General features: G+C 48.9%; 29 protein-coding genes and 1 tRNA gene. 10 read left to right on the top strand and 20 right to left on the bottom strand.

The window, feature by feature from the left end; translation table 11 throughout:
- The first annotated feature begins 25 nt into the window (after positions 1–25).
- The 5 genes from hemA to rmuC all read left to right on the top strand — a co-directional run bounded on the left by hemA (position 26) and on the right by rmuC (position 5,162).
- The gene (gene hemA / locus AOC34_RS00685; protein WP_108468310.1) at positions 26–1,408 is read left to right on the top strand and encodes a glutamyl-tRNA reductase; all 1,383 of its coding nucleotides are present in this window, start codon (positions 26–28) and stop codon (positions 1,406–1,408) included.
- The gene (gene prfA / locus AOC34_RS00680) at positions 1,409–2,488 is read left to right on the top strand and encodes a peptide chain release factor 1 (protein WP_108468309.1); all 1,080 of its coding nucleotides are present in this window, start codon (positions 1,409–1,411) and stop codon (positions 2,486–2,488) included.
- A 35-nt stretch (positions 2,489–2,523) separates the two neighbouring features.
- On the top strand, positions 2,524–3,405 hold the full coding sequence (gene prmC, locus AOC34_RS00675) for a peptide chain release factor N(5)-glutamine methyltransferase (protein ID WP_108468308.1): 882 nt from the start codon (positions 2,524–2,526) through the stop codon (positions 3,403–3,405).
- 74 nt (positions 3,406–3,479) lie between these two features.
- On the top strand, positions 3,480–3,788 hold the full coding sequence (gene grxD, locus AOC34_RS00670; protein ID WP_108468307.1) for a Grx4 family monothiol glutaredoxin: 309 nt from the start codon (positions 3,480–3,482) through the stop codon (positions 3,786–3,788).
- A 90-nt stretch (positions 3,789–3,878) separates the two neighbouring features.
- Complete coding sequence (rmuC, locus tag AOC34_RS00665) at positions 3,879–5,162, top strand: DNA recombination protein RmuC (RefSeq protein WP_234408108.1); 1,284 nt, start codon at positions 3,879–3,881, stop codon at positions 5,160–5,162.
- Positions 5,163–5,267: 105 nt separating this feature from the next.
- Here rmuC and AOC34_RS00660 read toward each other — a convergent pair whose 3' ends face one another.
- Positions 5,268–5,852: a phasin family protein gene (locus tag AOC34_RS00660; RefSeq protein ID WP_159074763.1), complete on the bottom strand. Its 585-nt coding sequence runs from the start codon at positions 5,850–5,852 to the stop codon at positions 5,268–5,270.
- 173 nt (positions 5,853–6,025) lie between these two features.
- Between AOC34_RS00660 and AOC34_RS00655 the strand changes: the two genes are divergently transcribed.
- Positions 6,026–7,357, top strand: a complete 1,332-nt coding sequence (locus tag AOC34_RS00655) for an MFS transporter (protein WP_108469958.1) — start codon at positions 6,026–6,028, stop codon at positions 7,355–7,357.
- An 8-nt stretch (positions 7,358–7,365) separates the two neighbouring features.
- Here AOC34_RS00655 and AOC34_RS00650 read toward each other — a convergent pair.
- The 6 genes from AOC34_RS00650 to petA all read right to left on the bottom strand — a co-directional run bounded on the left by AOC34_RS00650 (position 7,366) and on the right by petA (position 11,407).
- Positions 7,366–7,441: transfer RNA gene (locus tag AOC34_RS00650), tRNA-Thr, on the bottom strand.
- 27 nt (positions 7,442–7,468) lie between these two features.
- The gene (locus tag AOC34_RS00645) at positions 7,469–7,882 is read right to left on the bottom strand and encodes a ClpXP protease specificity-enhancing factor (RefSeq protein ID WP_108468305.1); all 414 of its coding nucleotides are present in this window, start codon (positions 7,880–7,882) and stop codon (positions 7,469–7,471) included.
- 32 nt (positions 7,883–7,914) lie between these two features.
- A complete protein-coding gene (locus AOC34_RS00640; protein ID WP_108468304.1) occupies positions 7,915–8,526 on the bottom strand; it encodes a glutathione S-transferase N-terminal domain-containing protein in 612 nt (203 codons plus the stop codon).
- Between the two features lie 48 nt (positions 8,527–8,574).
- A complete protein-coding gene (locus tag AOC34_RS00635) occupies positions 8,575–9,351 on the bottom strand; it encodes a cytochrome c1 (protein WP_108469957.1) in 777 nt (258 codons plus the stop codon).
- A 41-nt stretch (positions 9,352–9,392) separates the two neighbouring features.
- Positions 9,393–10,793, bottom strand: a complete 1,401-nt coding sequence (locus AOC34_RS00630) for a cytochrome b (protein WP_108468303.1) — start codon at positions 10,791–10,793, stop codon at positions 9,393–9,395.
- Between the two features lie 11 nt (positions 10,794–10,804).
- Positions 10,805–11,407 carry a ubiquinol-cytochrome c reductase iron-sulfur subunit gene (gene petA / locus AOC34_RS00625; protein WP_108468302.1) on the bottom strand — a complete coding sequence of 201 codons (603 nt, stop codon included), beginning with the start codon at positions 11,405–11,407 and terminating at the stop codon, positions 10,805–10,807.
- Between the two features lie 140 nt (positions 11,408–11,547).
- Between petA and mscL the strand changes: the two genes are divergently transcribed.
- Together mscL and AOC34_RS00615 are read left to right on the top strand one after the other, a co-directional pair.
- A complete protein-coding gene (gene mscL / locus AOC34_RS00620) occupies positions 11,548–11,982 on the top strand; it encodes a large conductance mechanosensitive channel protein MscL (protein ID WP_108468301.1) in 435 nt (144 codons plus the stop codon).
- A 50-nt stretch (positions 11,983–12,032) separates the two neighbouring features.
- Positions 12,033–13,205, top strand: a complete 1,173-nt coding sequence (locus AOC34_RS00615) for a Do family serine endopeptidase (RefSeq protein WP_108468300.1) — start codon at positions 12,033–12,035, stop codon at positions 13,203–13,205.
- A 122-nt stretch (positions 13,206–13,327) separates the two neighbouring features.
- Here AOC34_RS00615 and AOC34_RS00610 read toward each other — a convergent pair whose 3' ends face one another.
- Both AOC34_RS00610 and AOC34_RS00605 read right to left on the bottom strand, forming a co-directional pair.
- On the bottom strand, positions 13,328–15,319 hold the full coding sequence (locus AOC34_RS00610) for an O-linked N-acetylglucosamine transferase, SPINDLY family protein (protein WP_108468299.1): 1,992 nt from the start codon (positions 15,317–15,319) through the stop codon (positions 13,328–13,330).
- Between the two features lie 424 nt (positions 15,320–15,743).
- Entirely contained in the window at positions 15,744–16,970 is a 1,227-nt protein-coding gene (locus AOC34_RS00605; RefSeq protein WP_108468298.1) for a porin, read from the bottom strand.
- Between the two features lie 206 nt (positions 16,971–17,176).
- Here AOC34_RS00605 and AOC34_RS00600 point away from each other — a divergent pair, with 206 nt between their 5' ends.
- Entirely contained in the window at positions 17,177–18,805 is a 1,629-nt protein-coding gene (locus AOC34_RS00600; protein WP_108468297.1) for an SEL1-like repeat protein, read from the top strand.
- Positions 18,806–18,821: 16 nt separating this feature from the next.
- Here the strand turns inward: AOC34_RS00600 and tatC are convergent, their stop codons facing one another.
- From tatC to hisB, 10 genes are all read right to left on the bottom strand, one after another.
- Positions 18,822–19,694: a twin-arginine translocase subunit TatC gene (gene tatC / locus AOC34_RS00595; RefSeq protein ID WP_108468296.1), complete on the bottom strand. Its 873-nt coding sequence runs from the start codon at positions 19,692–19,694 to the stop codon at positions 18,822–18,824.
- Between the two features lie 3 nt (positions 19,695–19,697).
- A complete protein-coding gene (tatB, locus tag AOC34_RS00590; protein ID WP_108468295.1) occupies positions 19,698–20,186 on the bottom strand; it encodes a Sec-independent protein translocase protein TatB in 489 nt (162 codons plus the stop codon).
- 35 nt (positions 20,187–20,221) lie between these two features.
- Complete coding sequence (tatA, locus tag AOC34_RS00585) at positions 20,222–20,458, bottom strand: Sec-independent protein translocase subunit TatA (protein WP_108468294.1); 237 nt, start codon at positions 20,456–20,458, stop codon at positions 20,222–20,224.
- 17 nt (positions 20,459–20,475) lie between these two features.
- Positions 20,476–20,832 carry a histidine triad nucleotide-binding protein gene (locus AOC34_RS00580; RefSeq protein ID WP_108468293.1) on the bottom strand — a complete coding sequence of 119 codons (357 nt, stop codon included), beginning with the start codon at positions 20,830–20,832 and terminating at the stop codon, positions 20,476–20,478.
- A 46-nt stretch (positions 20,833–20,878) separates the two neighbouring features.
- A complete protein-coding gene (locus tag AOC34_RS00575; protein WP_108468292.1) occupies positions 20,879–21,265 on the bottom strand; it encodes a phosphoribosyl-ATP diphosphatase in 387 nt (128 codons plus the stop codon).
- Positions 21,266–21,274: 9 nt separating this feature from the next.
- On the bottom strand, positions 21,275–21,679 hold the full coding sequence (gene hisI, locus AOC34_RS00570; protein ID WP_108468291.1) for a phosphoribosyl-AMP cyclohydrolase: 405 nt from the start codon (positions 21,677–21,679) through the stop codon (positions 21,275–21,277).
- Between the two features lie 48 nt (positions 21,680–21,727).
- A complete protein-coding gene (hisF, locus tag AOC34_RS00565) occupies positions 21,728–22,486 on the bottom strand; it encodes an imidazole glycerol phosphate synthase subunit HisF (RefSeq protein ID WP_108468290.1) in 759 nt (252 codons plus the stop codon).
- Positions 22,487–22,489: 3 nt separating this feature from the next.
- Positions 22,490–23,266 (bottom strand): 1-(5-phosphoribosyl)-5-[(5-phosphoribosylamino)methylideneamino]imidazole-4-carboxamide isomerase, encoded by a 777-nt coding sequence (gene hisA, locus AOC34_RS00560; protein WP_108468289.1) that lies wholly within the window; start codon positions 23,264–23,266, stop codon positions 22,490–22,492.
- 16 nt (positions 23,267–23,282) lie between these two features.
- Positions 23,283–23,954, bottom strand: a complete 672-nt coding sequence (gene hisH, locus AOC34_RS00555; RefSeq protein ID WP_108468288.1) for an imidazole glycerol phosphate synthase subunit HisH — start codon at positions 23,952–23,954, stop codon at positions 23,283–23,285.
- A gap of 80 nt (positions 23,955–24,034) precedes the next feature.
- On the bottom strand, positions 24,035–24,622 hold the full coding sequence (gene hisB / locus AOC34_RS00550; protein WP_108468287.1) for an imidazoleglycerol-phosphate dehydratase HisB: 588 nt from the start codon (positions 24,620–24,622) through the stop codon (positions 24,035–24,037).
- Between the two features lie 139 nt (positions 24,623–24,761).
- On the opposite strand from hisB, the gene hisC reads away from it, so the two are divergent.
- Positions 24,762–25,829 (top strand): histidinol-phosphate transaminase, encoded by a 1,068-nt coding sequence (gene hisC, locus AOC34_RS00545; protein WP_108468286.1) that lies wholly within the window; start codon positions 24,762–24,764, stop codon positions 25,827–25,829.
- A 54-nt stretch (positions 25,830–25,883) separates the two neighbouring features.
- Here the strand turns inward: hisC and AOC34_RS10200 are convergent, their stop codons facing one another.
- Positions 25,884–26,060, bottom strand: a complete 177-nt coding sequence (locus tag AOC34_RS10200) for a hypothetical protein (protein ID WP_159074762.1) — start codon at positions 26,058–26,060, stop codon at positions 25,884–25,886.
- Positions 26,061–26,088: the final 28 nt, after the last annotated feature.

Raw genomic sequence — 26,088 nt, 5'->3', positions numbered from 1 at the left:
GCCATCAAACCTATAATTAGGGCCTATGAAGCTGTTGACCCTCGGCATCAATCATCACACAGCGCCAGTGGACGTTCGGGAAAAAGTCGCCTTTGACCCTGAATACCTGCAAGAAGCGTTGCATGACTTGCGCCAGCACCTCAGCGGCGTCAGTCAGTCGGGCCTGCCTGAAGCAACCATTTTGTCGACGTGTAATCGAACTGAACTGTATTGCGCAGCGAACGATGCCGACTCCGCCACCCTCTTGCACAGCGCTACCTTTGATTGGCTAGCCAAAAGCCAGCAACTGGCTCCCAGTAGTTTAGAGCCCCACATTTATTCCCTGCCCCAGTCCGATGCCGTGCGCCATGCATTTCGAGTCGCTTGCGGCCTGGATTCCATGGTCCTTGGTGAAACCCAAATCCTCGGGCAAATGAAAGATGCGGTTCGTACCGCCAATCAAGCAGGGGCACTCGGTACGTATTTAAACCAGCTCTTCCAGAAAACCTTTGCGGTTGCCAAAGAGGTGCGGGGCTCAACCGAGATTGGTGCGCACTCGATTTCCATGGCGGCTGCGGCAGTAAGGCTCTCTGAGCGCATCTTTGAAAAAATTGCCGAGCAGCGCGTTCTCTTTATTGGCGCGGGCGACATGATCTCGCTGTGCGCCACTCACTTTGTGGCGCGCCGGCCTAAGCAAGTCGCAATTGCCAATCGCACAATTGAGCGCGGCCAAGAATTAGCCGATGCGATTGCATCGCAAAATGTGGAAGCAGAATCATTCAAGCTATCGGACTTGCCAAGCCGCTTACATGAGTTCGACATCATTGTGTCGTGTACCGCAAGCTCCTTGCCGATCATTGGTCTTGGCATGGTCGAGAGCGCTCTCAAGCAACGGCGGCGCAAGCCCATGGTCATGATTGACCTGGCCGTGCCACGCGACTGCGAACCCGAAATCGCTCGCTTAAATGACATTTACCTCTACACCGTTGATGACTTGGGCGTCATGATCCAAACCGGCACATCAATGCGGCATGCGGCGGTGAGCCAAGCAGAAGCCATTATTGAAGACCGCGTTGGCAACTTTATGCATTGGCTCAATGGCCGCAATACTGTGCCATTGATTCAGGACCTTCAGCAACATGGGGAACGCCTGCGACAAATTGAACTCGAGCGCGCCATGAAACGCCTGATGCGCGGCGATGATCCTCAAGACGTTCTCAACGCTATGGCACAAGGCTTAACCAATAAGTTCTTGCATGGCTCGCTCCACACCCTGCAGCACTCCAATGGCGCTGAACGGGATTCCTTGATTAAACTATTACCTAAATTATTTTCCACCCACTCGAGCGCCTACTCGCACACCTATCATCATGCCGAGCAAGACTCTAGTAAACACACCAACGACACATCCGACAAGAACGATCTTTAGATGAAACCCAGCATGCGCGCCAAGCTGGAGCATCTTGATACTCGCTTGGCTGAATTAAATTCCCTGTTAACGCTTGAAGAGTCCACCAAGGATATGGACGTCTATCGCAAATTAACGCGCGAGCATTCGGACATTGCGACGGTTGTTGAGCAGTTTGGTTTATATCGCCAAGCAGAAGCAGATTTGGCGGCGGCCGAAGGTATGCGCGCAGATCCGGAGATGAAGGCGTTTGCGGATGAGGAGCAAAAGGCGGCTGCGGCGAAGATGGTTGAGCTCGAGGCCAGCCTACAAAAGGCCTTGCTGCCCAAAGATGAAAACGATGATCGCAACGTCTTCTTGGAAATTCGGGCGGGTACGGGCGGCGATGAGAGCGCCTTATTTGCGGCTGATTTATTGCGCATGTATACCCGCTTTGCGGAACGCCAAGGCTGGAAAATCGAGGTGGTGAATTCCGCCGAGTCGGATCTCGGTGGTTACAAGGAAGTGGTGCTCCGCCTCGTTGGCCCATCGGTATATTCCCGTCTAAAGTTTGAATCTGGGGGGCATCGGGTGCAGCGCGTTCCTCAAACTGAAACCCAGGGGCGCATTCATACGTCGGCATGTACGGTGGCAGTGATGCCAGAGGCAGATGAAATCGAGGCCGTCAAAATCAATCCCGCTGAGTTGCGGATTGATACCTTTAGGGCCTCGGGCGCCGGCGGTCAGCACATCAATAAAACTGATTCGGCGGTGCGCATAACGCATCTGCCTACCGGAATCGTGGTGGAGTGCCAAGACGACCGCAGCCAACACCGCAATAAAGAACAAGCCATGAAAGTCCTGGTCTCCCGCATCATGGATGGCCGTCAACGCGAACAGCATCAGCAGGAAGCGCAAACCCGCAAATCCCTGATCGGCTCAGGTGATCGTAGTGACCGCATCCGGACCTACAACTTCCCGCAGGGCCGAATTACCGATCACCGCATTAATCTCACGCTCTACAAGATTGATGCCATGATGGATGGCGATATTGATGATTTATGCAATGCCCTGGCCAGCGAGCATCAAGCTGAGTTACTCGCCGCCCTTGGTGATAGCTAAGCCCCCCTAGTAATTTTTGGCATTCATCTGAACCGATGGCGACCCTGCGTTCCCTGCTGAACGAAACCCGACTTCCCAAAAATGAAGCGCGCATGGTCTTGGCCCATTTGCTTGAAATCCACCTGCAATTACCCAAGTCGGCTTTACTGACGCACGATGAAACCGAACTCAGCGATGCCTTTGTAAAGGAGTGGGTTTTGCTAGAGCAACGCCGTCTGGATGGCGAGCCGATTGCCTACCTGATTGGCAAACGTGGGTTTCATGTGATCGAGTTAATGGTAGGGCCAGGGGTACTTATCCCCCGCCCAGAAACCGAGCTCTTGGTCGATCTAGGTCTTGACCAACTACAGCGCCTAATCAACAATAATAATACTTTAAATGAGAGTGAGTGTTCGCTTAATATGCTTGATTTGGGTACGGGCTCCGGTGCAATTGCCCTGGCGATTGCGGCTAGCCAGCCCAATGTAACCGTAGTAGCGACCGATGCGTCGCAGGCTGCACTGGACATTGCTCAGCAGAATGCAGCACGCCTCAAGCTGGGCAATCGCGTGTCGTTTTGCCTTGGTCATTGGTACGGGGCACTGCAGACCCTTGGCAATACTCACCATCGTTTTGATCTGATTCTGAGTAACCCGCCCTACATTCAGGCGGATGATCCGCACCTCAGCAAAGGCGATCTGCGTTTTGAGCCGCCAAGTGCCTTAACCGATTTTGGCTCGGGACTGACCTGCCTCTCAACCATCATCGATGGCGCCATAGCCCATTTGAAACCGGGCGGTCTCTTGGCCGTAGAGCATGGTTTTGATCAATCCCCTGCCGTTCTAGAGCGACTGGCTCTGGCTGGCTTTGAGGACATTAAGCCTCATCGGGATTTGGCGGGCCATTGGCGGGTCGCTTCTGGCCGTAAAGCCATCTAAGGTCAAATCGATAACCTTATTTTTGATTCGGTCTTAAAATTGACATATCAATTTTGTACATATGGAGTAACGCAATGGATACCCAAGCTCAAATCAAAGAAATCGTCACCAGCCACCCCGTCGTGCTGTTTATGAAAGGCACCCCCCAGTTTCCACAGTGTGGCTTTTCAGGCAATGCGATTAACATCTTGCGGGCTTGCGGCGCTGAAAACCTGCATACCGTCAACGTTTTTGATGATGAGGGTATTCGTCAAGGTATCAAGCAATATGCTAACTGGCCAACCATCCCCCAGCTCTACATCAACGGTGAGTTTATTGGCGGCTCGGACATCATGACCGAGATGTTTCAAAGCGGTGAACTCAAGCAGTTGATTCAGGGTTAATGCGTTTAGCGGCTTGCCTTCATTGGCGAGCCAGCTGAGTCTTTTTCGCCATAGCCTTTCGCATCGCCGCGCATTTTCAATGAAAGTCCAATGACGATGTCGTTTGATACCAGCCCCCTTCTGTTTTTTGGTTTACTCATTGCAGCCTGTGCAGGGCTGCTGATCTATGTGCTGACTTTGCGCAGTCGCTTTAGCAGTACGGAGCAGGCCCTTGCCGAACAAACTACTTTAGTTGCGAGCCTGCGTGCGGAGCGCGATACGGCTTTGCAAAATGCCATTCGCCTCGAGGCAGCGCTGGATTCGGAGCGCAAGCAAGGCCTCGGTCGCATTGAGTCACTCAATGAAGCAAAAGAAGCGCTGACCATTCAGTTTAAGAATCTTGCTAACGATATCTTGGACGATAAAACACGGCGCTTTACTGAGCAAAATGCCTTGAGCCTGGATGCCCTGCTCAAGCCCTTACAAACCAAGCTGACGGAATTTAAAGAACAGGTTTCAACGTCCTACGCCAACGAATCCCGCGAACGCTTTGCCCTCAAAAGCGAGATCGAGCGTCTATCAGCTTTAAACGTCAAGATGTCGGATGAAACCCGCTCGCTTACTCAAGCATTAAAGGGCGACTCTAAAGTTCAGGGCAATTGGGGCGAACTCGTTCTGGAGTCCATTCTTGAATCGTCGGGCCTTCGCAAAGGCGAAGAGTACCTGGTGCAAGATAGCCATACGCAAGTGGATGGCTCACGCTTGCAGCCCGACATTGTGGTGCGCCTACCTGAAGGACGCCATCTGGTAGTTGACAGTAAGGTATCGATTACTGCTTATGCACGCCATGCTGAATCAATTGATGCGGATACAGCACAGATCGAACTCCATGCCCACATACAGTCGCTACGCCAACATATTCAGGGGCTCTCCAGCAAAAACTACAGCTCGCTCTACGGCGTCGGCTCGGTTGATTTTGTATTGATGTTTATTCCGATTGAACCTGCATTCCTATTAGCACTTAAATCAGCGCCTAATCTCTATCAAGAAGCTCTGGCCAAGAATATTGTTTTGGTTTGCCCAAGCACTCTAATGGCGACACTCCGTACCGTTGCCCATTTATGGAGGCAAGACCACCAGAATAAAAATGCCTTGGAAATTGCTCGCCAATGCGGCGCACTCTACGACAAGTTTGTTGGCTTTATTGATGACATGGAGAAACTTGGTCAACGGATTGATCAAGCTCAAACCAGTTACCACGATGCTTTTAGCAAACTCAAAACGGGTAAAGGCAATTTAATACGTACGGCAGAGAAGGTTCGTGAGCTGGGTGTGAAGCCCAGTAAAACACTGCCGTCGGGCTTATTGGATTCAACAGCAGAGACAGACGATTAAACGCTCCGCCTTTCTTAATGCATAAAAAAAAATCCCACTGCATCACTGCAGTGGGATTTTTACTTACTGAAGTACCAACGAAGGTACTAAAGTGGCTGCACTAAATTAAGCAGCTTTGCGGCTACGTGTTGCTGGTGTAGCTGCTTTTTTCACTTGAGCTACTTGACCCTGAAACGCCTCAAATGCTTGCTCAGCATTTTTCTCAGCAGTTGCCATTGCATCTTTGCTTACTGCGCGGAATTGCTCAAAGCCCTGCAAGGCGCTGCCGTAACCGGTTTTCATTGCGGATACAAATGCATCTGAACCAGCTGGTGCGTTAGCAGAGATGGTGTTGATCCACTCTTGCATGCCCTTTTGGAACTGGTCAATGCTGGACTCAACTACGTTGTTCAATTCTTTATTGCTGTCACGCAATACTTTAGTTACTTTCTTTTGGTATGCAGCAGCTTGTGTACCAGCATCTTGCAACAGATCAGCAGTGATCAGATCGGTCACTTGCTTTGTATCTTTAGCGCTCAGAACTTGAGTAATGCTATCTTGTACATTCACTAATGCATCTTTGGATGCAGCGTAGTTTAGTTCTGCTAATTTCTGTGCATTCTCTAAAGCGGCTTCGCTGAGTGCGAATGAGCTTTCTAAGCCCTTGCTGCTGATTTGCGACAATTTAGCGTTGATTTGGTCTTGATTCATGTGATGCTCCGTTTCAATAAGTAAGATTGCAAAATAGGATGTAAGGTGAAGCCTAATTTTGAGGGGCATTATCTGTTTGATATTGCACCGCACCATGTAAATGTAACTGATGCAGTGCAACAAATCAAGTGTTTTTGTTGCAAAGCAACAAAATAATAGAAAATGAGTCTAAATTGAATGAAATCAGTGCATTAGATCGTAAAAAAGAGGCTGAATCCTACCGAAAAGTGGCTTCTGCAGCTTGCTTTGGCACTTTTTTAGAGTGGTATGACTTTCTGACCTTTGCTACGTTGGCGGTTACCTTTGGCCCTCTCTTCTTCCCCAGCAGCGATCCAGCGGCCAGTCTCTTGTTCAGCTTAGCTACCTTTGGCGTTGGCATGGTGGTGCGGCCTCTTGGGGCAGCCTACTTCGGGTCTCTGGGAGATCGGATTGGGCGCAGGCCCGTCTTCATGATCACGATTACGCTGATGGGCTTTGCTACCCTGGCCGTGGGTTTTTTACCGACCTATGCGCAAATTGGAATTGCAGCCCCGATCATGCTGGTGATTCTGCGCTTAATACAGGGTCTATCTGCTGGCGGAGAAATTGGTGGCAGCGCGGTCTTTTTAACTGAGCATGCCGGGGAGTCCAATCGGGGATTTAAAACCAGCTTTCTGTCTACCATGGGGCCGCTCGGCATCTTAGCGTCCACTTTGCAAATTGCCTTATTGCAATTCTTCTTAACGCCGGAACAATTTCAGGAATGGGGCTGGCGCGTGCCGTTTTGGGTTTCCCTTGTGCTGTTCGTAATTGCTTTCAAAGTGCGTATGGCCTTAGAAGAAACGCCGATCTTTACGGAGATGCGCAAAGAGAATAAGCGATCTTCTTCACCCCTGATGGATAACTTTCGGGATCAGGAGACGCGTAAGCGCATGTTCTTATTGTTCTTCTGCATCTCAGCAGGCGGCGCAGTCTTGTTCTTTTGTATGCAGGTCTACACTGCGATCTTTCTGAAAACCGCACTGGGTATTGCGCCCAAGACAGTCGATGCCTTAAGCATCACCGCCACACTCGCGCTACTGCCGCTCACCATACTGGCTGGGGCGATTTCCGATCGCATCGGCAGAAGGCCGGTTGTGATTAGCGGTTTAATCATTGGCGCGCTCGCGATATTGCCGGCCTTTCAATTTCTGCAATACCTGGCATCGGCAGCGCAATTAAATCTCCTGCTCGCCGGCTTCACTCTCATTTGCCTCTCGATTCCATTAGCCCTAGTGGTGGGCCCTCAAATCGCCTTACTGGCTGAACTCTTCCCTGCGCGTACTCGAAACAGCGCAGCCACCCTACCGCACAATTTAGCTGCAGGATGGATCGGGGGGATGCTGCCGTTCATCGTGACTTGGCTGAATAAAACAATGGGAAATAACCTAGCGGGGCTTTGGTATCCGACGCTCTTCTTAGCGACGGCTGCGATCGTGGCGGTGTTTTATTTACCAGAGACGCGGGATGTCAATTTACGGAAATAGTAAATCGATGGTGCCCCATGTCCGACTCGAACAGACCACCTACTGATTACAAATCAGTTGCTCTACCAGATGAGCTAATGGGGCAATTTTTTACAACGCTTGAATTTTATCCTACTTCACAATCGTCAAGCTGGGTCTTGGCTTTTTGGGCGCATCGCTAGCACCCTCGCTGGCATTGCTTGGATATGGGTTTTTAGCGCCATCAAAGGGGAATGACATGCCTTGGCCATTTTCCCTGGCATAAATAGCCAGAACGTGGGTCACTGGCACCATTACGCGCTTGGGTACACCGCCAAAGCGGGCCTGAAAACTGACCCATTCATTGCCCAGATCGAGTTGATGGCACGCCTCGGATGAGAGGTTGAGCACAATCTCGTCGTTCTTTACAAACTCCATGGGGACTTCAACTCTACCGTCGACAAACACCGCAATAAAGGGCGTAAAGCCGTTATCCGAGCACCAATCATGCAGTGCGCGGATTAAATACGGCTTGGTACTCGGAATTGAAACGCCGTCGGCAGCCATGGTAATGATTGCAGACCCTTAACGCCCCGCAATTAGCGGCGCATCACCTTCTCAGAAGGGGTGAGCGCTTCAATGTATGCAGGCCGACTAAAGATGCGCTCGGCATACTTCAGTAGTGGCGCTGCGTTGCGTGATAGGTCAATGCCGTAATGCTCAAGGCGCCACAAGAGTGGTGCAATCGCAACGTCCAACATTGAGAACTCATCGCCGAGCATGTATTTGTTTTTAACAAAGATTGGGGCAAGCTGCGTTAAACGATCCCGAATCGCCAAACGGGCTTTTTCATGGGTCTTTTCTGCGGCCTTGCCTTTTTCATTCTCAAGTGCAGCCACGTGCACAAATAACTCTTTCTCAAAATTAAAGAGGAAAAGGCGTGCCCGTGCGCGCGCAACTGGATCGGGCGGCATTAATTGTGGATGCGGAAAACGCTCATCAATGTATTCATTAATGATGTTGGATTCGTACAGAATCAGATCTCGCTCAACGAGGATGGGAACCTGGCCGTAGGGGTTCATCACGGAGATGTCTTCCGGTTTGTTGAACAAGTCAACATCGCGGATTTCAAAATCCATGCCCTTTTCAAAAAGCACCAGGCGGCAGCGTTGCGAGAATGGGCAGTTTGTGCCCGAGTACAACACCATCATATGCAAAGATCCTTAAAAATGTACTTCATTCATGCCACAGCAAAACGCTTACTTCACATCTTTCCAATAGGCTTTGTTTAAGCGCCATGCAACGAATGTAAAGATCGCTAAAAACAAGAGCACAACCACGCCGATGCGCTTACGCTGCAACTGCATTGGCTCAGCCATCCACGACATAAAGGACACTAAGTCAGCGATGTTGTCATCGTATTCTTGTGGCTTCATGGTTCCTGGAGTGACTTGCTCGTAACCTACAAATACTTTTTCCATGCGGCTTGGATCCTTTGGATCCTTACGCTCCTCAAAGGTCGCCGTACGAATGCCTTGCAACTGCCAAAGGGCATGGGGCATACCGACATTGGGGTATACCAAGTTATTCCAACCGGTTGGCGTGGAGTCATCCTGATAGTAGGTACGCAGATAGGTGTAAATCCAATCGGTACCGCGAGCACGTGCCTCAACCGATAAATCGGGTGGCACTTTACCAAACCAGGCCTTAGCATCTTTCGGCGTCATCGATACCGTCATGACATCGCCTACCTTGGCGCCATTCAAAATCAAATTATCTTTGATCTGCTGATCGGTCAGTCCAATATCGCGCAGAGAAGAATAACGCACACTGACAGCAGAATGGCAGGCTGCGCAGTAATTAACGTAAAGCTTAGCGCCGTTTTGCAAAGCGGCATTGCTACTAACGCGATCCGGCGCCTTATCGAGGGGATAGTCACCACCGCCGGCATATGCGGCGGTTGCCGCGAGACCCAATGTTGCTGTGACAGCAATCGCACGAAGGCTCGCTTTTACAGTGTGCAGAATATATTTCATACTGATTCCTAATTGTTCTTTCGTTCTATCTGCCATCATGATTAATGCGCATGGTAGACAACGCGGTCTGGCACCGGCTTAAACGTACCCATCTTGCTCCAATACGGCATCAAGAAGAAGAACGCCAAGTAGTAAATGGTGCAAATCTGCGACATCTTATCGAACAGCGGTGAAGGCGGCTTAATGCCCAAGTAACCTAAGATAATGAAGCTCACCACAAAGCTGCCGTAGATGTAAAGATGGAACTTGGGACGATAGCGGATCGAGCGCACGGGTGACTTATCAAGCCATGGCAAGAAGAACAAAATCACTACAGTGCCGCCCATAATGACCACACCCCAGAACTTCGCATCGAAGAAATAAAAGCCTGCAGCCAAGCCGAGCAAAATTGCGGCGTAGCCGCCCTTGAGGCGAACGTCTTTGGCATTCTTAATCGCAAGACCAAGAACAACTGCAAAGAAGATCCATAAAGGAATCAAAAACTCCGTTGTGGTTGCACGCAACATCGAATAGAAGGGCGTGAAATACCAAACGGGCGCAATGTGCAATGGAGTCTGTAATGGATCAGCCGGAATGAAGTTATTGGCTTCCAAGAAGTAGCCGCCCATCTCCGGCGCAAAAAATACGATCGCAGCGAAGATAAACAAGAAGACACCCAAGCCCATGACATCGTGTACGGAGTAGTAGGGATGGAATGGCACGCCATCGACTGGCACACCTTTGCTATCCAAGTTGGATTTAATGTCAACGCCGTCTGGGTTGTTTGAACCCACTTCATGCAAGGCAATGATGTGAGCAGCAACCAAACCAACCAAGACCAATGGCAATGCAATCACGTGGAATGCAAAGAAACGGTTCAAGGTAGCATCGCCGACAACGTAGTCGCCGCGCAGCCACAAGGACAGGTCAGGACCGATCAGCGGAATAGCCGAGAACAAGTTCACGATTACCTGCGCGCCCCAATAGGACATTTGGCCCCATGGCAGGAGGTAGCCGAAGAAGGCCTCGCCCATCAAGCACAAGAAAATCGCACAACCAAAAATCCAAACGAGCTCGCGTGGCTTTTGATACGAACCGTAGATCAAGCCGCGGAACATGTGCAGGTAGACCACGGCGAAGAACATCGATGCTCCGGTGGAGTGCAAGTAACGAATCAACCAACCAAAGGGCACTTCGCGCATGATGTACTCAACCGACTCAAACGCTTTTGCTGCGTCGGGCTTGTAGTTCATCGTCAGGAAAATACCAGTGATGATCTGCAAGGCCAAAACAAAAATAGCGAAGGAACCGAAGAAGTACCAAAAGTTAAAGTTCTTTGGTGCGTAATACTCGGTTAAGTGCGCCTTGATGGTAGCGGTTAACGGAAAACGCGAATCGACCCAAGCTAATACTTTCTCTTGGACGGGCGCATTTTCAGCGGTTTTAATTTCATGAAACGCCATCGTATTTCTCCTTAGGCCTTCTTATCGTCGCCAATCAGAATCTTGGTATCGCTCAAATACATGTGTGGCGGTACTTCCAAGTTATCTGGTGCGGGTTTGTTTTTGTAGACGCGACCAGCTAAGTCAAAAGTCGAGCCATGGCATGGGCAGAAGAAACCGCCTGGCCAATCATTGGGTAAAGAAGGCTGTGGGCCTGCCTGAATTTTTGGTGATGGGGAGCAACCAAGGTGGGTGCAAATACCAACGACCACTAAATATTCTGGCTTGATGGAGCGATAGCCATTTTGCGCATACTTTGGCGTATACACAGCAGGATCACGTAAGGAGTTTGGATCAGCCAACTCGCCATCGAGCTTAGCCAATTCAGACACTTGCTCAGGTGTGCGACGAATCACCCACACTGGCTTACCGCGCCACTCAACGGTTCTCATTTCATCGGGCTTCATGCCAGAGATATCCACTTCCACCGCTGCGCCTGCTGCTTTCGCGCGCGCCGATGGCTCAAAACTATTTACAAATGGATAAAGGGCTGCTGCGCCGCCAACACCGCCTACCGCGGTAGTGGCGATCAGCCATTTGCGGCGATCCGGATCCATGCTGGGCTTATCACTCATTTACAGAACATCCTCTAAAGAAACAAGATAGGTGGAAATTGCTTAAAGCATCGATTTTAATGTAAAAAGTGGTTTAGCATCGGAGTTGCGTGCTCAATAGAGCAGCGCTCACCAAGGACTCATCTCAAAGGATCGGATTTATGGCGGTTTTGAAGGAATTTCGGGAATTTGCCGTAAAAGGCAATGTAATGGACCTGGCCGTTGGCGTCATTATTGGCGGGGCTTTTGGCAAGATTGTCGACTCCCTGGTGAATGACATCGTGATGCCGGTCATTTCCTCCCTGCTGGGCGGAAAAATCGACTTCACCAACCTTTTTATTGTGCTGGGTAACGTACCGGATGGCGTTCCCCGCACCTTTGATGCTCTCAAAAAAGCCGGTATCCCGATTTTTGCCTACGGCAACTTCATCACGATCTCGATTAACTTTATTTTGCTGGCCTTTGTGATCTTCCAAATGGTCAAAGTGGTCAATCGCATCCGTGCTACTGAGGCTCCTCCTCCGCCAGTAACCCCAGAAGACATCATTCTCTTGCGTGAAATCCGTGACAGCCTGCAGAATAAAAAAGGTAGCTGATTTTAGGACACTTATCTAAATTAATCATATAAATCAATTACTTATATAAAATAATGAACCGCCTTTGGCTCCTCTTTTGCCAAGCCATCACCATCCTGCTGGCTGCGTGGTTCGTGGTAACCACCCTCCAGCCGGGGTGGATTTCCAGCCCCCAGGTGAACTCCTTAGTGGGTCAAGTGACCCTGCGCGAAGCCCCCGAAAGCATCATCCAGAATCCAGGCTCCTTGGCCGAGGCAGCGAAGGTATCGAGTCCAGCCGTGGTCAATATCTTTACCAGCAAGATCAATAAGAAAAAGCCAAGCAAAAAAGGGGCTCCCCATCAGAATGAGCCGTGGTTTCAGTTCTTTTTTGGTGACCAAGCCCCCAGTGACGAGCCGAGTTCCAGCCTTGGGTCTGGGGTCATCGTTAGCCCCCAGGGCATTATTTTGACTAATCACCACGTGATTGAAGGGGCGGATGAGATTGAAGTGGCCTTTGCCGATGGCCGTAAGCGCAACGCCAAGCTGATCGGCAGTGACCCTGAAACCGACATTGCCGTCCTCAAGATCGATGAGACTGACCTGCCCAGCCCCATTACATTAGGAAAAATGGAATCGGTGCAAGTGGGCGATGTGGTCCTCGCCATTGGCAACCCCTTTGGCGTTGGGCAAACCGTCACCTCCGGCATTGTTTCAGCGCTGGGCCGCAGTCAACTCGGCATCAATACCTTTGAGAATTTCATTCAGACCGATGCGGCGATTAATCCGGGTAACTCTGGAGGCGCCTTGGTCGACACCAAGGGCAACCTCATTGGAATCAATACCGCCATCTACTCCCGCAGCGGCGGCAATATGGGCATTGGCTTTGCTATCCCCATTAATACAGCCAAACTGGTGATGGAATCGATTCTGACCAATGGCTCCGTCACCAGAGGGTGGATTGGCGTTGAGCCCCAGAATCTCAGCAAAGAACTGGCTGAGTCACTGAATCTCCCCAAAGATACTGCTGGCGTCCTCATCTCGGGCGTACTCGAGGGTGGACCTGCTGATAGAGCGGGCATGAAGCCCGGTGATGTGCTCACCCAAGTGAATGACCAGAAAGTAGGCGATGTCGTTGCCTTACTTAATCGCATTGCACAAACCAACCCTGGTGATGAAGCCAAGGTCGCTTTACTGCGTAAAGGCAAGCCAATGACGCTGAAGGTGCAAGTGGGAAAACGGCCTAAGTCTAAGACCAAAAACTAGGTTCCAAATAAATTAAAGTAAATACGATTAAGTTTTGTATTGGTCTCTTAGTCGCACTGATGCAGAATGCAATATAGCGCTTATAAAGACTAAGCTGCCTATCATTCGAATTTAGCTTCGCCTCATTCAGCAATATAAATATTTCCCTCTGGCAAACTAGACTCATAGTTCGTAAGAATTTGCCGATATGCGCTCTCAAGATTTTTTGTATATCTAGCGGTATCAAAAAGTGGGCCAATTAAAGAGTTTTTCGCTAACTTCATCTTTATTTTCTGCCGCACAACACCATCATTTGCAAGCTTTATTGCTTGATTTTCAAACTCCATCCTAGAATGTGTAATCAACTCTGGCAAATCAAGTGTATTTAATAAACTCGCAGCCACACGGGAAGGAAAAGATTCACCAATCATTGTAAGCACGGGTAATCCTACTTTTAAAGCGTCCAATGCTGTGGTGTGAGCATTGTATGGATTTGTATCTAAAAAAAGATCTGCCAGTGCTAACCTTGATAGATGCTCTCCCATTGAGTCTATTCTTTTAGCAAAAAAGATTCTATCTGCATGGATACCCTGCTTTTGTAATTCATCCAAAAAATTGACTCTAAATAGCTCATTGTTCTCAGAAACCCAAAAAATACTTTCATCAACCTCTTTCATTATTCTCGACAAACTCGTAACAAATTCTCGATTAAATTTATAGCTATTATTAAAACAACAAAAGATAAATTTTTCTTCTGGCAAGCCAAATTCACCTCTCTTTAATACTATTTCACTCGGAACTCTTTTGGAATCGTCCACCAAGAATGAGTTTGGTAGATAGATTATCTTTTCATTAAAGTATTGCTGATTAATTTGAGGAATTACTACTCTATCTGCGATGATGTATTCATAATGATCTGACCCCATAGTGCCTGGATAGCCTAAGAAATTTACCTGTATTGGAGCCGCACGAAATGTAGCAAAGATCTCAGTATTGTCGTTCATGGTATGCCCTCCCAGATCTACAGCAATATCAATCTTCAACTCTCTACTTAATAGCGCAATTTCCTTACTAGTTTTATTTTCAATTTCTAGGAAATAATCAACTCCAGATTTGATTCTCTTACGAATAGGATCCAGGCTTAAAGGACCAATGGCAAAGGCATATATTTCGAACTCTTCCCTATTATGTAGCTCCAACACTTCTGCCAATAAGTACGCGACAGGATGATTGCGAAAATCGGCTGAAAAATATCCAATTTTTATTTTATCTTTTTGAGATTTTCTAGAAAATTGTTCTTGAACGCACTCATTTTGACTGGGGTGATTAATATAACTCCGAGCATATATTTGATGCAGCTCGGGCGAGTCAAGCAGCGACAAAATTCGAAATGGGTCTGATGCTTGAGTGTCGGCATTATGCTTGTCACCTAGCCAAGCAACAATTCTTTCTAGTCCATTCCAATCTGCAATGATCATCTTTGCATGAGCCAATCGACCTAAAGCCCATCGATTATGTGGATTTAAGTTAATCGCTTGTTCATAATGCATTATTGCATCTTCGTAAAGTCTCAACTCTAGCAAAACATTTCCCTTGTTCCACCAAGCCTGCGCGTAATTCGGATTAAGGCTAATTGATTTGTTATGGTGAGCTATTGCATCCTCATACTGCTTTAATGCAAACAGGGCATTCCCTTTGTTCGACCAAGCCTGCGCGTAATTCGGATTGAGGCTAATTGATTTGTTATGGTGAGCTATTGCATCCTCATACTGCTTTAATGCAAACAGGGCATTCCCTTTGTTCGACCAAACTTCATAATCATCAGGAATTAACCTAATTGCTAAATCGTACGATTTAATTGATTCTTCATTTTGGTTTAGCTTTTGCAGAACGTTGCCTAAATTACTATGTGCAAGCCCATTTTTTGGAAGTCTTTTAATAGATAGAATGAAATATTTCTTGGCCTCTAAATAATTCTCCCTTTGCGCCAATAGAACGCCAAATAGCCGAAGTGTATGCGGATTGTTTGGCTGTATTTTTAAGGCTTGCTTTACAAATAACTCTGCGGAATCTAAATTTGCAACCCTTATGGCTTCGAGCGCTTTATTTAGGAGAAAGCCAATCTGAGGATTCATTTTCTAATTGTATTTCATCTGACTATATCGAAAATCTGACTCCCCATAACTAGCAACTAATAATTAGGGCCACTCTTAGGCCTAGTATTTTCTTGGCACTAAGAAATTGTTCACTCTGCCAAATTTTGTAGATTGATGCGTGGCTTTTAAACTTTAATGCCCTCCCTGGCAAACTAGGGGCAACTCCCAAAGGGGCTTTCCTTGACTGTAATCGCACTTAACTCCAACTTGCGTTTCTGTGCTGGCAAGGCAGCCAGCTAAAACCTGAACAAATAAAATCGTGGCCATAATTTTTGTAAAGGAGTTCATTATTTTTTGATTATCTTAAGTAGTTTGTATATAAAAAGTTAAAAACCCACTGTGTTACCACAGTGGGTTGATTTAATACTTAACTAATCATCAACTAGCTTGCGCTAGCATTAAATTAGAAAGTGTGACGTACACCCAACGCAAATTGGCTGCCAGCCGCACCTTGAACTTGAGCTGATGTGCTCGATGTCAAAGATTGACCATAAATTGCGTACAAGTTAGAGCGCTTGCTTAACCAGTAGTTTGAGCCCAACTGCCAAGAATTGAAGTTGGCTGTTGGTGAAGTGCTGCCAAATGAACGATATTTACCGTTACCAATAGAAGCCCAACCCTCGACTTTAGGAGTAGCAAAGCCACGAACACCAATTTGTTGGCCAGAGCGCTTCAGATACTCGTTTGAATTCAAGCCGCCAGTAACTTTACGGTTTGTATATGCAGCAAAAGCCTTCAAAACACCAAAATCATAAGTTGCTGCAGCATAGACATCATTAAGCTTTACGTTTGTTTGTGTACCTAATGATTCTGTGCCTGGCAATGCTGCTGTTGTACCTGACTGACCAATAAATGTTTGCTCTTGGCTGAACTGGTTCATGGCAGCTGTTGCATACAACTTCTTCCATGTGTAGTCTAGAGAAACACCATAACCAGAGTAATTATCATTACCAAAAGTGGTTGTAGCGGTTGCAGTTGTAGCAGCAGGAGCAGTAGTTACTTGCGCTCCAGTTTGGGTTTTGTTAATTGCGTTCAATGCATACATTGCATTCAGACTAAAGCCGGCGACTTTATCTGAATTAAATTTAATTGCATTTGTAGTGCGAACAAGGTGGTTGCCTGATGCACCTGTTGCGGCGGCGTTAGCAGCGCCTGCGCCAATTGGGCGAATGATGCTACCAATTACGTTGTTTGAGCCACCTGGATCTGTTGCTGCAACAGCATCGTGCATTGGAGTGTACTGAGTACCGATTGCTCCACGTCCAATTCCTTTTTGTGCCAAACCTACGAATGTTTGACGATTTCCGCCAATTACGTTTGCTTGATTTGCAATCGTTTGTGTTACGCCAGCGTATTGTGCTGCGCCGCCATTATTTCCAGAAATCTGGGCTTCAATGGTGAAAAATGCAGATGTACCACCGCCTAGATCTTCTGTGCCGCGAAAGCCTAAACGGCTATCAGTTTCAGCATTGGTTGTAAATCCGGAGCTTTGAACTTTCGATGCACCAGCACGTGTTGAAGCATTCGAATAACCCATATCGATAATACCGTACACAGTCACCGAGGACTGAGCTTGAGCTGCACCAGCAAATGCTGTTACCGCTGCGATTGCAAATAGCGATTTTTTCATTCTTTAAATCTCCATAAATTAAAAGTAATGCCCAAATAATTTGGGACCTAAGAATTTTGCCTCTTTTCACCCTCTAGACCAGGTGCAGAGGCATATGTAGGTACTTTTGCTTGTGAAAAGAATGTTTTTTGGCTTTCTTTGTTGTATCACGGCAACAAGGACTTGGTTTTTTGCTCTTTTTGGCCTGTTAATGCCAAAATTGTCAGATGGCAAGCCGTCAATTCCTAAAAATTCTCCAGTCGGCCCGATTTGGTGATGTTTCTGCGCAACATAGTTTAGCCTCCGCATATTTGACTGGGGCCTTCAATACCCCGATTCAGCCAGCTAACTCCTTGGTTTGGCTAGAAAAATCCTATTTATCCATTAAAAATCAAGTGGTTGCAGATATAAGCTCGGGCGATACCCCTGATGTTTTTTTTAGTGAGTCCTTGGCCCCTATTTTTAGTCTGCTGAGCACTATTCCCCTTGCCAACACAGTAGGCTCCCCCGCTTTTCCATTTGGCTGGACGCTTTTTTGGAAGCTAGCCGATGCCTCACCCTCTTCCGATGCTACATCGTCACCCCTTTCTCAATCTGCGCTCAATGCCCGGTGGCAGCTCATACAGTGTCTATTGTCGCCAGAGTATGCAGATGAACAAACTCGCTTGCGTGATTGGCTTGCCTCTAACGATGCTGGAGAAATAGATTTACTCCCCGCAGCTGATTTTGCCTCTTTGCAGTTGGTATGCAAATCCTACTTGCAGTCACTTGCTGAAACTGAAAACAGTTTTACCCAAGCTGCTAAAGAATTATTGCTGCGTCTGCAGCCGAAAGACGAAACCCTCTCTGGACTTTGGTCGCAGTGGTTAGCTAGTGGCAAACAAGAGCATTTGCTCGAAGCCGCAGAAATGGGCTTAACGATTGCACGTCTAACGCTTGGATTGCAGTTGGCGCAATTAGATGGTGTCTCTGATTGTGATCCTGTTTCGAACTCTAACAGCAGGGAAGTCGATAGGGGGCGCTCAAATGCCTCACTCAAGAAAGCCGTCTATTGGCTCGAGTTAGCAGCCAAGGATGGTGATCGAAATGCCTGGTTTGCGCTCGGTGAAATTTATCGCCGTCCGCAGTTCTCGGGATACAGCGCAAGCGAGAGTGATCGCTGCTTTGATCGCGCTGCGGACCTTGGCCATGCACAGGCGCAGTTTCGGAAAGGGGCCAATCTATGGCGCAAGCGTGAGAAGTTAGACGAAAAAGTAAAAGGGCTGCAAGCGTCTTATTGGGTATGGCAATCGCAACAACAAGGTGTTCATGAGGCAAAGGATTTGCTGACGAAGATTCTGGAAAGCTGCCCTAAGCCTGCATTGAACGATTGGCATGATTTAGCCTTACTGGCGGAGCAGGCCATTAATCGGCATGCCGAATACAAAATCGAATACGAGTGGCTCTTGCTTTGCCATCGCCTCATCATTGCCAATCAATTTCAATTTAGTAAGGCGGAATTATTATTGGCCGAGATTGCCCAGCTGCAGCATGAGCACTGCGTGGTGGTGGATATTCGCTGGGAACTACCGAAGATTTTGCCCAGGTTAATTCAGATTGAAACCATTGGGCAGCGCCGCGCCCTTCTTGCTGCTGGAAAAGTATTCGCCGGAAACAATGGCAGCGAGCTTGGCGCAGTGCCCAAGTCACGCGATCCAATCGCCCGCAATACCGATGAGTATGAAGATGATTTATTCAATAGTAGGGAGCGAGAGGGTAACTTGCGGCAACGGCGTTACCGCTTTGATAAAGTCAGCCAGTGGTTGCTTGACACGTTTGCTAAAGAAGCTGCTACGACTTCCTCAAAAAAGAAGTGATGCGGTTTTACTGAGCCTAGGGCTGCTGCTCTGCCTCGGCCCTTGCCTTATCGAGCTCTGCATCCTTTAAATCATCCGCAATGTCTTCGGCTGATTTTTTAGGTTCGTAGAAGCGCGCAATCAGTAAACCGAGCTCATAGAGCAAAGTCATCGGGATCGCTAACAGTAATTGCGAGAGCACATCGGGCGGAGTCACAATCGCTGCGATGACAAAGGCACCCACAATCACGTAGGGTCTGCTTTCTCTCAGCTTGGCTAGGGTCACAATACCCATGCGCACCAAGACTACGACTACAACCGGTACTTCAAAGGTAATACCAAATGCCAGGAAGGTGGTCATGGCAAAGCTCAGGTACTTATCGATGTCCGTGCTCATCTCCGCACCCAAGGGAGCGTTGTACTGCGCCATGAAATTAAATACCGTTGGAAAAACTAAGAAGTAAGCAAAGGCCATACCGAATATGAAGAGGCTATAACTGCTCACCACCAGTGGAATAACTAATTTACGTTCGTGCTGATAGAGGCCCGGAGCAATAAAGGCCCACAGTTGATAGAGCACCCATGGCAAGGCAATTAAGAATGCCACTAGCATGGTGACCTTCATCGGCACAAAAAAGGAGCCCGTAATATCGGTCACGATCATTTTGCCGCCTGCAGGCAAAGAGCTTAAGAGGGGCTGCGCAAAGATATGAAAAATATCAGGCGCCCAATAGGCCAAGCTGGCAAACACAATAATGACGGCAAGGCCCGCTTTGATGACGCGATCGCGCAACTCAAATAAGTGCGATAAAAAACTCTCTTGCAAGCCCTCGCCTACGGTTGCATCGGCCTTGGCATCGTGATCGGCTGCATCGTTATTGAGTTTGTTGCTATCGTTTGGCTGCGTCATACATTACTTCACAGAAGAGGTGTGGCGATAGCGCTTCATGCGCGCTGCGCCTGACTGTACCCTGGTACGCGTACCCGACGAATGCTTAAACCACGTTGGGCGATTGCCGCGTTTGACGCGCCAACTGTCACGGCCTTGGCGCAAACTCTCGCGATAGACAGTGGCCTCATCGAGGCTCATATTGCTACCAAAGTTCGAGACAAAAGTACTGGAGTCGGCTTGATCACTTAAGTTGAGCTGAGCCTCTTGCACTGTTGAATTAATACTGCTTTCAACATCTTTGAACATCGAGGTGCTTTCTTCGCGGAGCTTCTTGAATTCATCGAGCTCCATTTGGCGATTCACCTCGCTACGCACTTCCGACATATAGCGCTGCGCACGGCTAAATAAATTACCGGCCATGCGGGCGATCTTAGGCAAACGCTCTGGCCCAACTACTACCAATGCGACGACTGCAATCAATGCGAGTTTTGAAACTCCAAGATCAATCATGTAACTGCACTGCGGGGATTGCAATCATGTCTAGATTACTTATTGAGGTCTTTAGCCTGAACATCCACGGTTTTGTCAGCGGAGGCTGTTTGCTGGGCTGCTGCTTGTTGTGGAATTTGCTCTGCTTTGTCTTCGCCGGTTTTCATGCCATCTTTGAAGCCTTTAACAGCACCGCCCAAATCACTACCCATATTGCGCAGCTTTTTGGTGCCAAATACCAGCATCACGATTACCAGAACAACCAGCCAATGCCAAATACTGAATGAACCCATTTTCTGCTCTCCTTGTCTTATTTGTTCCAGGGGCGCGGCCCGCCCATCACATGCAAATGCGTGTGATAAACCTCTTGACCCCCATCTGCGCCATTGTTCAGCGATAAACGAAAGCCGCCTTCCCGTCCGGGACGGCAACCCTGCTCAACTGCCAAGCGTGGTGCTAATGCCATCATTCTACCCAGCAATTGGGCGTCCAGGGGCGCATCTGCCTCTAGGGTGGTGATGTGCCGCTTCGGGATTAACAAAAAATGGATGGGGGCAGCCGGGTTAATGTCCTTAAAGCCAAAGACCTCATCATCTTCATAGACTTTTTGGCATGGGATGATTCCAGCAACAATTTTGCAAAAAATGCAGTTTTCGTGATTTTCCATGGTGCGCTCAATCAAAATAGTGCTCTCGTACTACAAAAGCGATGGGTTAGGGTGCTCTGGCGGCTTTCTCAGCAATGCCAGAAACCCCTTCACGGCGGGTGAGTTCTGCCAAGACATCCTCGGGGCGAAGGCCAAACTGGGACAAAGCCACCAGGCAATGAAACCACAGATCGGCCATTTCACCGACGAGGAGAGCCTGCTGCTCTGAGGCTAAATGGCTGTTGCGACTGTCTTTTGCGGCCATTACGGCTTCGGTAGCCTCTTCGCCAATCTTTTTGAGGATGGCGTCATCGCCCTTTGAAAAAAGCTGGGCAATATAAGAGGATTTGGGATCAACCTTGCCCGCAGCCAGATCGGCACGGCGACCATCCACCACATCCGCTAAGTGGGCTAGTACCGCATCTAAGTTAGGGGAATTGTTGTCCTTGCTCATAGGTGCATTCTATTCCACCGGCTTTTTCCAGGCACTCACATTGGCATCCCAGTCTAAGAAAAAGCAGCTGTGCTCACCAGTATGGCAAGCAATGCCGTCTTTTTGATCCACAACCAACAAGATCGTATCGCCGTCGCAATCCAAACGAATATCTTTTACTGTTTGGGTATGGCCAGACTCTTCACCCTTGTGCCACAACTTTTGACGTGAGCGTGACCAATACACTGCCTCACCAATCTGCATGGTTTTAAGTAAGGCATCACGGTTCATCCACGCCATCATCAGCACATCGCCAGAACCAAACTCTTGGGCAATCACAGGCACCAAGCCTTGCTCATTCCAGCTGACTGCATCGAGCCATGCACCTGGAGCGAGATTGGGACTAGGCTTAAATAATCGGGCGGGGGTATTCATAGGGTTTTATTCTGACAGAAGCACAAGGCAGCCGCCAATTTAAATGGGTTACAAGCGAACCGCTATTCCCTGGGCCGCCATAAATTCCTTGGCCTGCCTGACTGTGTAGGTACCGTAATGAAAGATGCTGGCTGCTAGCACGGCATCCGCACGGCCTTTGGTAATGCCATCGACCAAGTGTTGAAGATTGCCTACGCCGCCGCTGGCAATCACGGGAACTGGAACCGCTTTACTGACGGCCGCGGTTAGCGCAAGATCAAAACCGTCTTGGGTACCATCTTGGTTCATACTGGTGAGCAAAATTTCTCCGGCGCCGCGGCGGCTGACTTCACTGGCCCACTCCACCACATCCAGCCCGGTTCCGGTTCTACCGCCGTGGGTAAAAACTTCCCAGCGATTATCGGCAACCCGCTTGGCATCAATCGCCACCACAATGCACTGCGAGCCGTAGTGCGCAGCAGCGTCCGACACTAAATCAGGATTGGCTACCGCAGAAGAATTCATACTCACTTTGTCGGCGCCCGCATTGAGTAAACGGCGGACATCTCCAACAGCGCGCACTCCACCACCAACCGTCAGCGGAATAAATACTTGCGCGGCAACGGCCTCAATGATGGGGAGTAATAAATCACGGCCATCCGACGTTGCAGTAATGTCTAAAAAAGTTAACTCGTCGGCGCCCTGCTCATCGTAGCGGCGGGCAATTTCAACAGGATCACCAGCATCACGCAATCCTACAAAATTGATGCCCTTCACTACGCGCCCTGCAGTCACATCCAGGCAAGGAATAATTCGTTTCGTTAGCACTGTTTAGCTACTGAGCTTTTTTGCAATGAGTGCGGCGTACTTGGCCGTCTGCTCATCGGCATACTTCTGCGCTGTGGTCAGATCCAAATCGCCTGAGTAAATCGAGCGACCGGCAATCACGCCCATCACGCCCTCTTCTTCGGCTGCGCATAAAGCTTCAATGTCTTTGTTATTGGATAGGCCGCCACTGGCAATAATCGGAATGCGTACGGCTTGTGCCAGTTTGATCGTCGCATCCATATTCACGCCCTTGAGCATGCCATCGCGGCCAATGTCGGTATAAACGATTGCTTCGACGCCATAGTCCTCAAACTTCTTTGCAAGATCAATCACTTCATGGCCGGTGAGCTTGCTCCAACCGTCGGTAGCCACCTTGCCATCACGGGCATCAATACCCACCATGATGTGGCCGCTAAATGCAGTGCAGGCGTCTTGTACAAAGCCAGGACTCTTCACTGCCGCAGTGCCAATGATGATGGTGCTAATGCCGTCGTCGAGCAAACGCTCAATCGTTTCCAGATCCCGAATGCCGCCACCGAGTTGTACTGGGATGTCATCGCCTACTGCTTTGAGAATAGCTTTGATGGCAGACTCATTTTTGGGCTTACCGGCAAAGGCGCCATTGAGGTCAACTAAATGCAAACGGCGCGCACCTTTGCTAACCCAATGTTTTGCCATCGCAGCAGGGTCTTCTGAAAAAACCGTAGCGCGATCCATATCGCCTTGCTCTAAGCGAACGCAGTGGCCGTCTTTAATGTCAATTGCAGGAATCAGCAGCATGATGAATAGAAAAAAATTAAGGTTGCCAGGTAGTAAAGTTTTGATAAAGCCGTAATCCGTATTCTGCACTCTTTTCCGGATGAAACTGCGTAGCAAAAATAGTATCGCGTGCGATCGCAGATGTAAACCATACGCCGTACTCGGTACTACCTATGGTGTGATTTTCATCTACAGGTACTGCATAAAAGCTATGCACAAAATAAAAGGGGGTGAGATCGGGAATGCCGGCCCATAGGGGATGTTCTTTGTCTTGCCGAACCTGATTCCAGCCCATGTGCGGTACTTTGTATTCGGATCCGTCGGCCTGCAATTGGCCGGCGAGTTCAAAACGCTGTACCTCGCCCGGAATCAGCCCTAAGCACGGCGTAAACGCATCGCTACTGCCCTGTTGCTCTGCCCGCACCTCGTAACTGCGATCGAGTAGCATTTGCTCCCCCACGCAGACACCGAGCATGGGCTTATTTTTTGCAGCGTGCAGTAGGGCCTCTAATAAGCCGGACTCACCCAACTGCTTCATACAATCGGGCATCGCCCCTTGACCAGGCAAGACCACACGGTCGGCTTGTTGAATCTGTTCTGGCTTAGTCGCAATCAGAACATTGGCATCAGGAGCAACGCGATGGAAGGCCTGGTAAACAGAACGTAAATTACCCATTCCGTAATCAACGATGGCGATGGTTTGGGTCAACGGGAGACCTGTGGCTTAGCGACTAATGTAAGGACTGAGGTGCATGCAATGCAGAGCAACCCATGCACTTCTAACAATAATTAGAGGCTACCTTTCGTGGAAGGAACCTGACCAGCTGCGCGCAGGTCTGGGGTCAGCGCCATGCGCAAGGCACGGCCGAAGGCCTTGAATACCGTCTCGATTTGGTGGTGCGCATTGACCCCCCGCAAATTATCGATATGCAGGGTCACACCAGCGTGGTTTACAAAACCACGGAAGAACTCAATGCTTAAGTCCACGTCAAAATCACCTACCCGTGCTCGGGTAAAGGGCACATGGAACTCCAAACCAGGGCGGCCGGAAAAATCAATCACGACCCGAGAGAGAGTTTCATCCAGGGGAACGTACGAATGGCCATAGCGCGTAATGCCGGCTTTATCGCCCACTGCTTTGGCAATGGCCTGTCCCAAGGTGATTCCAACGTCCTCTACGGTGTGGTGGTCATCAATGTGGGTATCGCCTTTGGCGACGACCTTGAGGTCAATCATGCCGTGACGGGCAATCTGATCGAGCATATGGTCTAAGAACGGCACGCCAGAGGCGAGCTCGGCCTTGCCCGTGCCATCCAGATTGAGGGCTATTTGAATTTGGGTTTCCGAAGTGTTTCGGGTAACGTCAGCTTGCCGCATACATCAAAGCGCCTGTAGGCGAAGTGTTGAGTGAAGCCTCATAATATCATTGCCGTTGGATTTGTTGTATTTAAATCATTCACTTAGCCTTTGGTTTATTGCCCTGCGGCATTGTTTAACATTACCGAGAAGAATTTCGATGAGTCGCTTTTGGAGCCCCGTTGTACAAACATTGACCCCCTATGTTCCCGGGGAGCAGCCGCAGGTGGAGCGGCTCGTTAAGCTCAATACCAACGAAAGCCCTTACGGCCCATCGCCTAAAGCGCTTGCAGCAATTGCCGCCGAAAATACCAGCGACTTACGCCTGTATCCAGATCCTGAGGGTGCGCGCCTAAAACAAGCGATTGCCACACTACACGGCCTTGACCCCAAACAGGTTTTTTTGGGCAACGGCTCGGATGAAGTCTTAGCGCATGTTTTCCAGGGTCTACTCAAGCAAAAATCGCCGATTTTGTTTCCAGACATCACCTATAGCTTTTATCCGGTCTACTGCAAACTGTTTGGCATTGAGTATGAAACCGTCCCCCTGAGCGCTGATTTTGCAATCAATCTAGACGATTACGCCAAACTCAATGGCGGCATTATTTTTCCTAATCCCAATGCGCCCACCGGCAGATCCATCCCCCGCTCCGAGATTGAGCGACTGCTCAAGAAAAACTCCGGCTCCGTCATCGTGGTAGATGAAGCCTACGTCGACTACGGCACTGAGTCCTGCATACCGCTCCTGCGTGGCCCAAACTGCCCTGAGAATTTATTAGTCAGCCACACCCTGTCCAAGTCACGTGCCTTAGCTGGGCTGCGGGTTGGTTTTGCTGTGGGTCACCCCGCGTTGATTGAGGGCCTCGAGCGAGTCAAAAACAGTTTTAACTCCTACCCCTTGGGTCGCCTTGCACAGGTAGGCGCCATTGCTGCGATTGAAGACCAAGCGCACCTGGAGGCAATGTCGGCCAAGGTAGTTAAAACCAGAGAGGCTCTAGTCAACGCACTAGACCGACTCGGCTTTGAAACCCTTCCGTCCACTGCCAATTTTGTATTTACACGTCACTCCAAGCATGCAGGCGCTACGCTTTATCAGCAGCTGCGTGAACGCGGCATCATCGTGCGCCACTTTAAGTCGCCTCGCATTGATGCCTTCTTGCGCATCACGATTGGTACGGATGAGCAGAATCAGGAATTGATTGGGGCTTTAGAGGAGTTGGTTAAATAAAGCACATTGTATTACCCAGCTTATCCTCGCCTATAGAAAAGCCTAAAGCTTTTTTCAGCTTTGATAACGATTTTGGTGATGGACCGCTTTTGATTTAATCGGTTTTTGCTCTAGGCTTTTTAATGCCTCAAATTCAGCTATTTGCTTTTTGCTGACTACTCCTGCTTTTTTAAGCTCAGCAAAAGTTTCTAACATTTCATCAATAATGCGGCTTTTTGTCGTAGTGACCATACTGCTTTACCTCTATTAAATTTTGTCG

Source organism: Polynucleobacter difficilis (genome assembly GCF_003065365.1).
GTDB classification, from domain to species: domain Bacteria; phylum Pseudomonadota; class Gammaproteobacteria; order Burkholderiales; family Burkholderiaceae; genus Polynucleobacter; species Polynucleobacter difficilis.
Note: the sequence above shows the minus strand (reverse complement) of the source record. Positions and strands in the feature narration are given on the sequence as shown.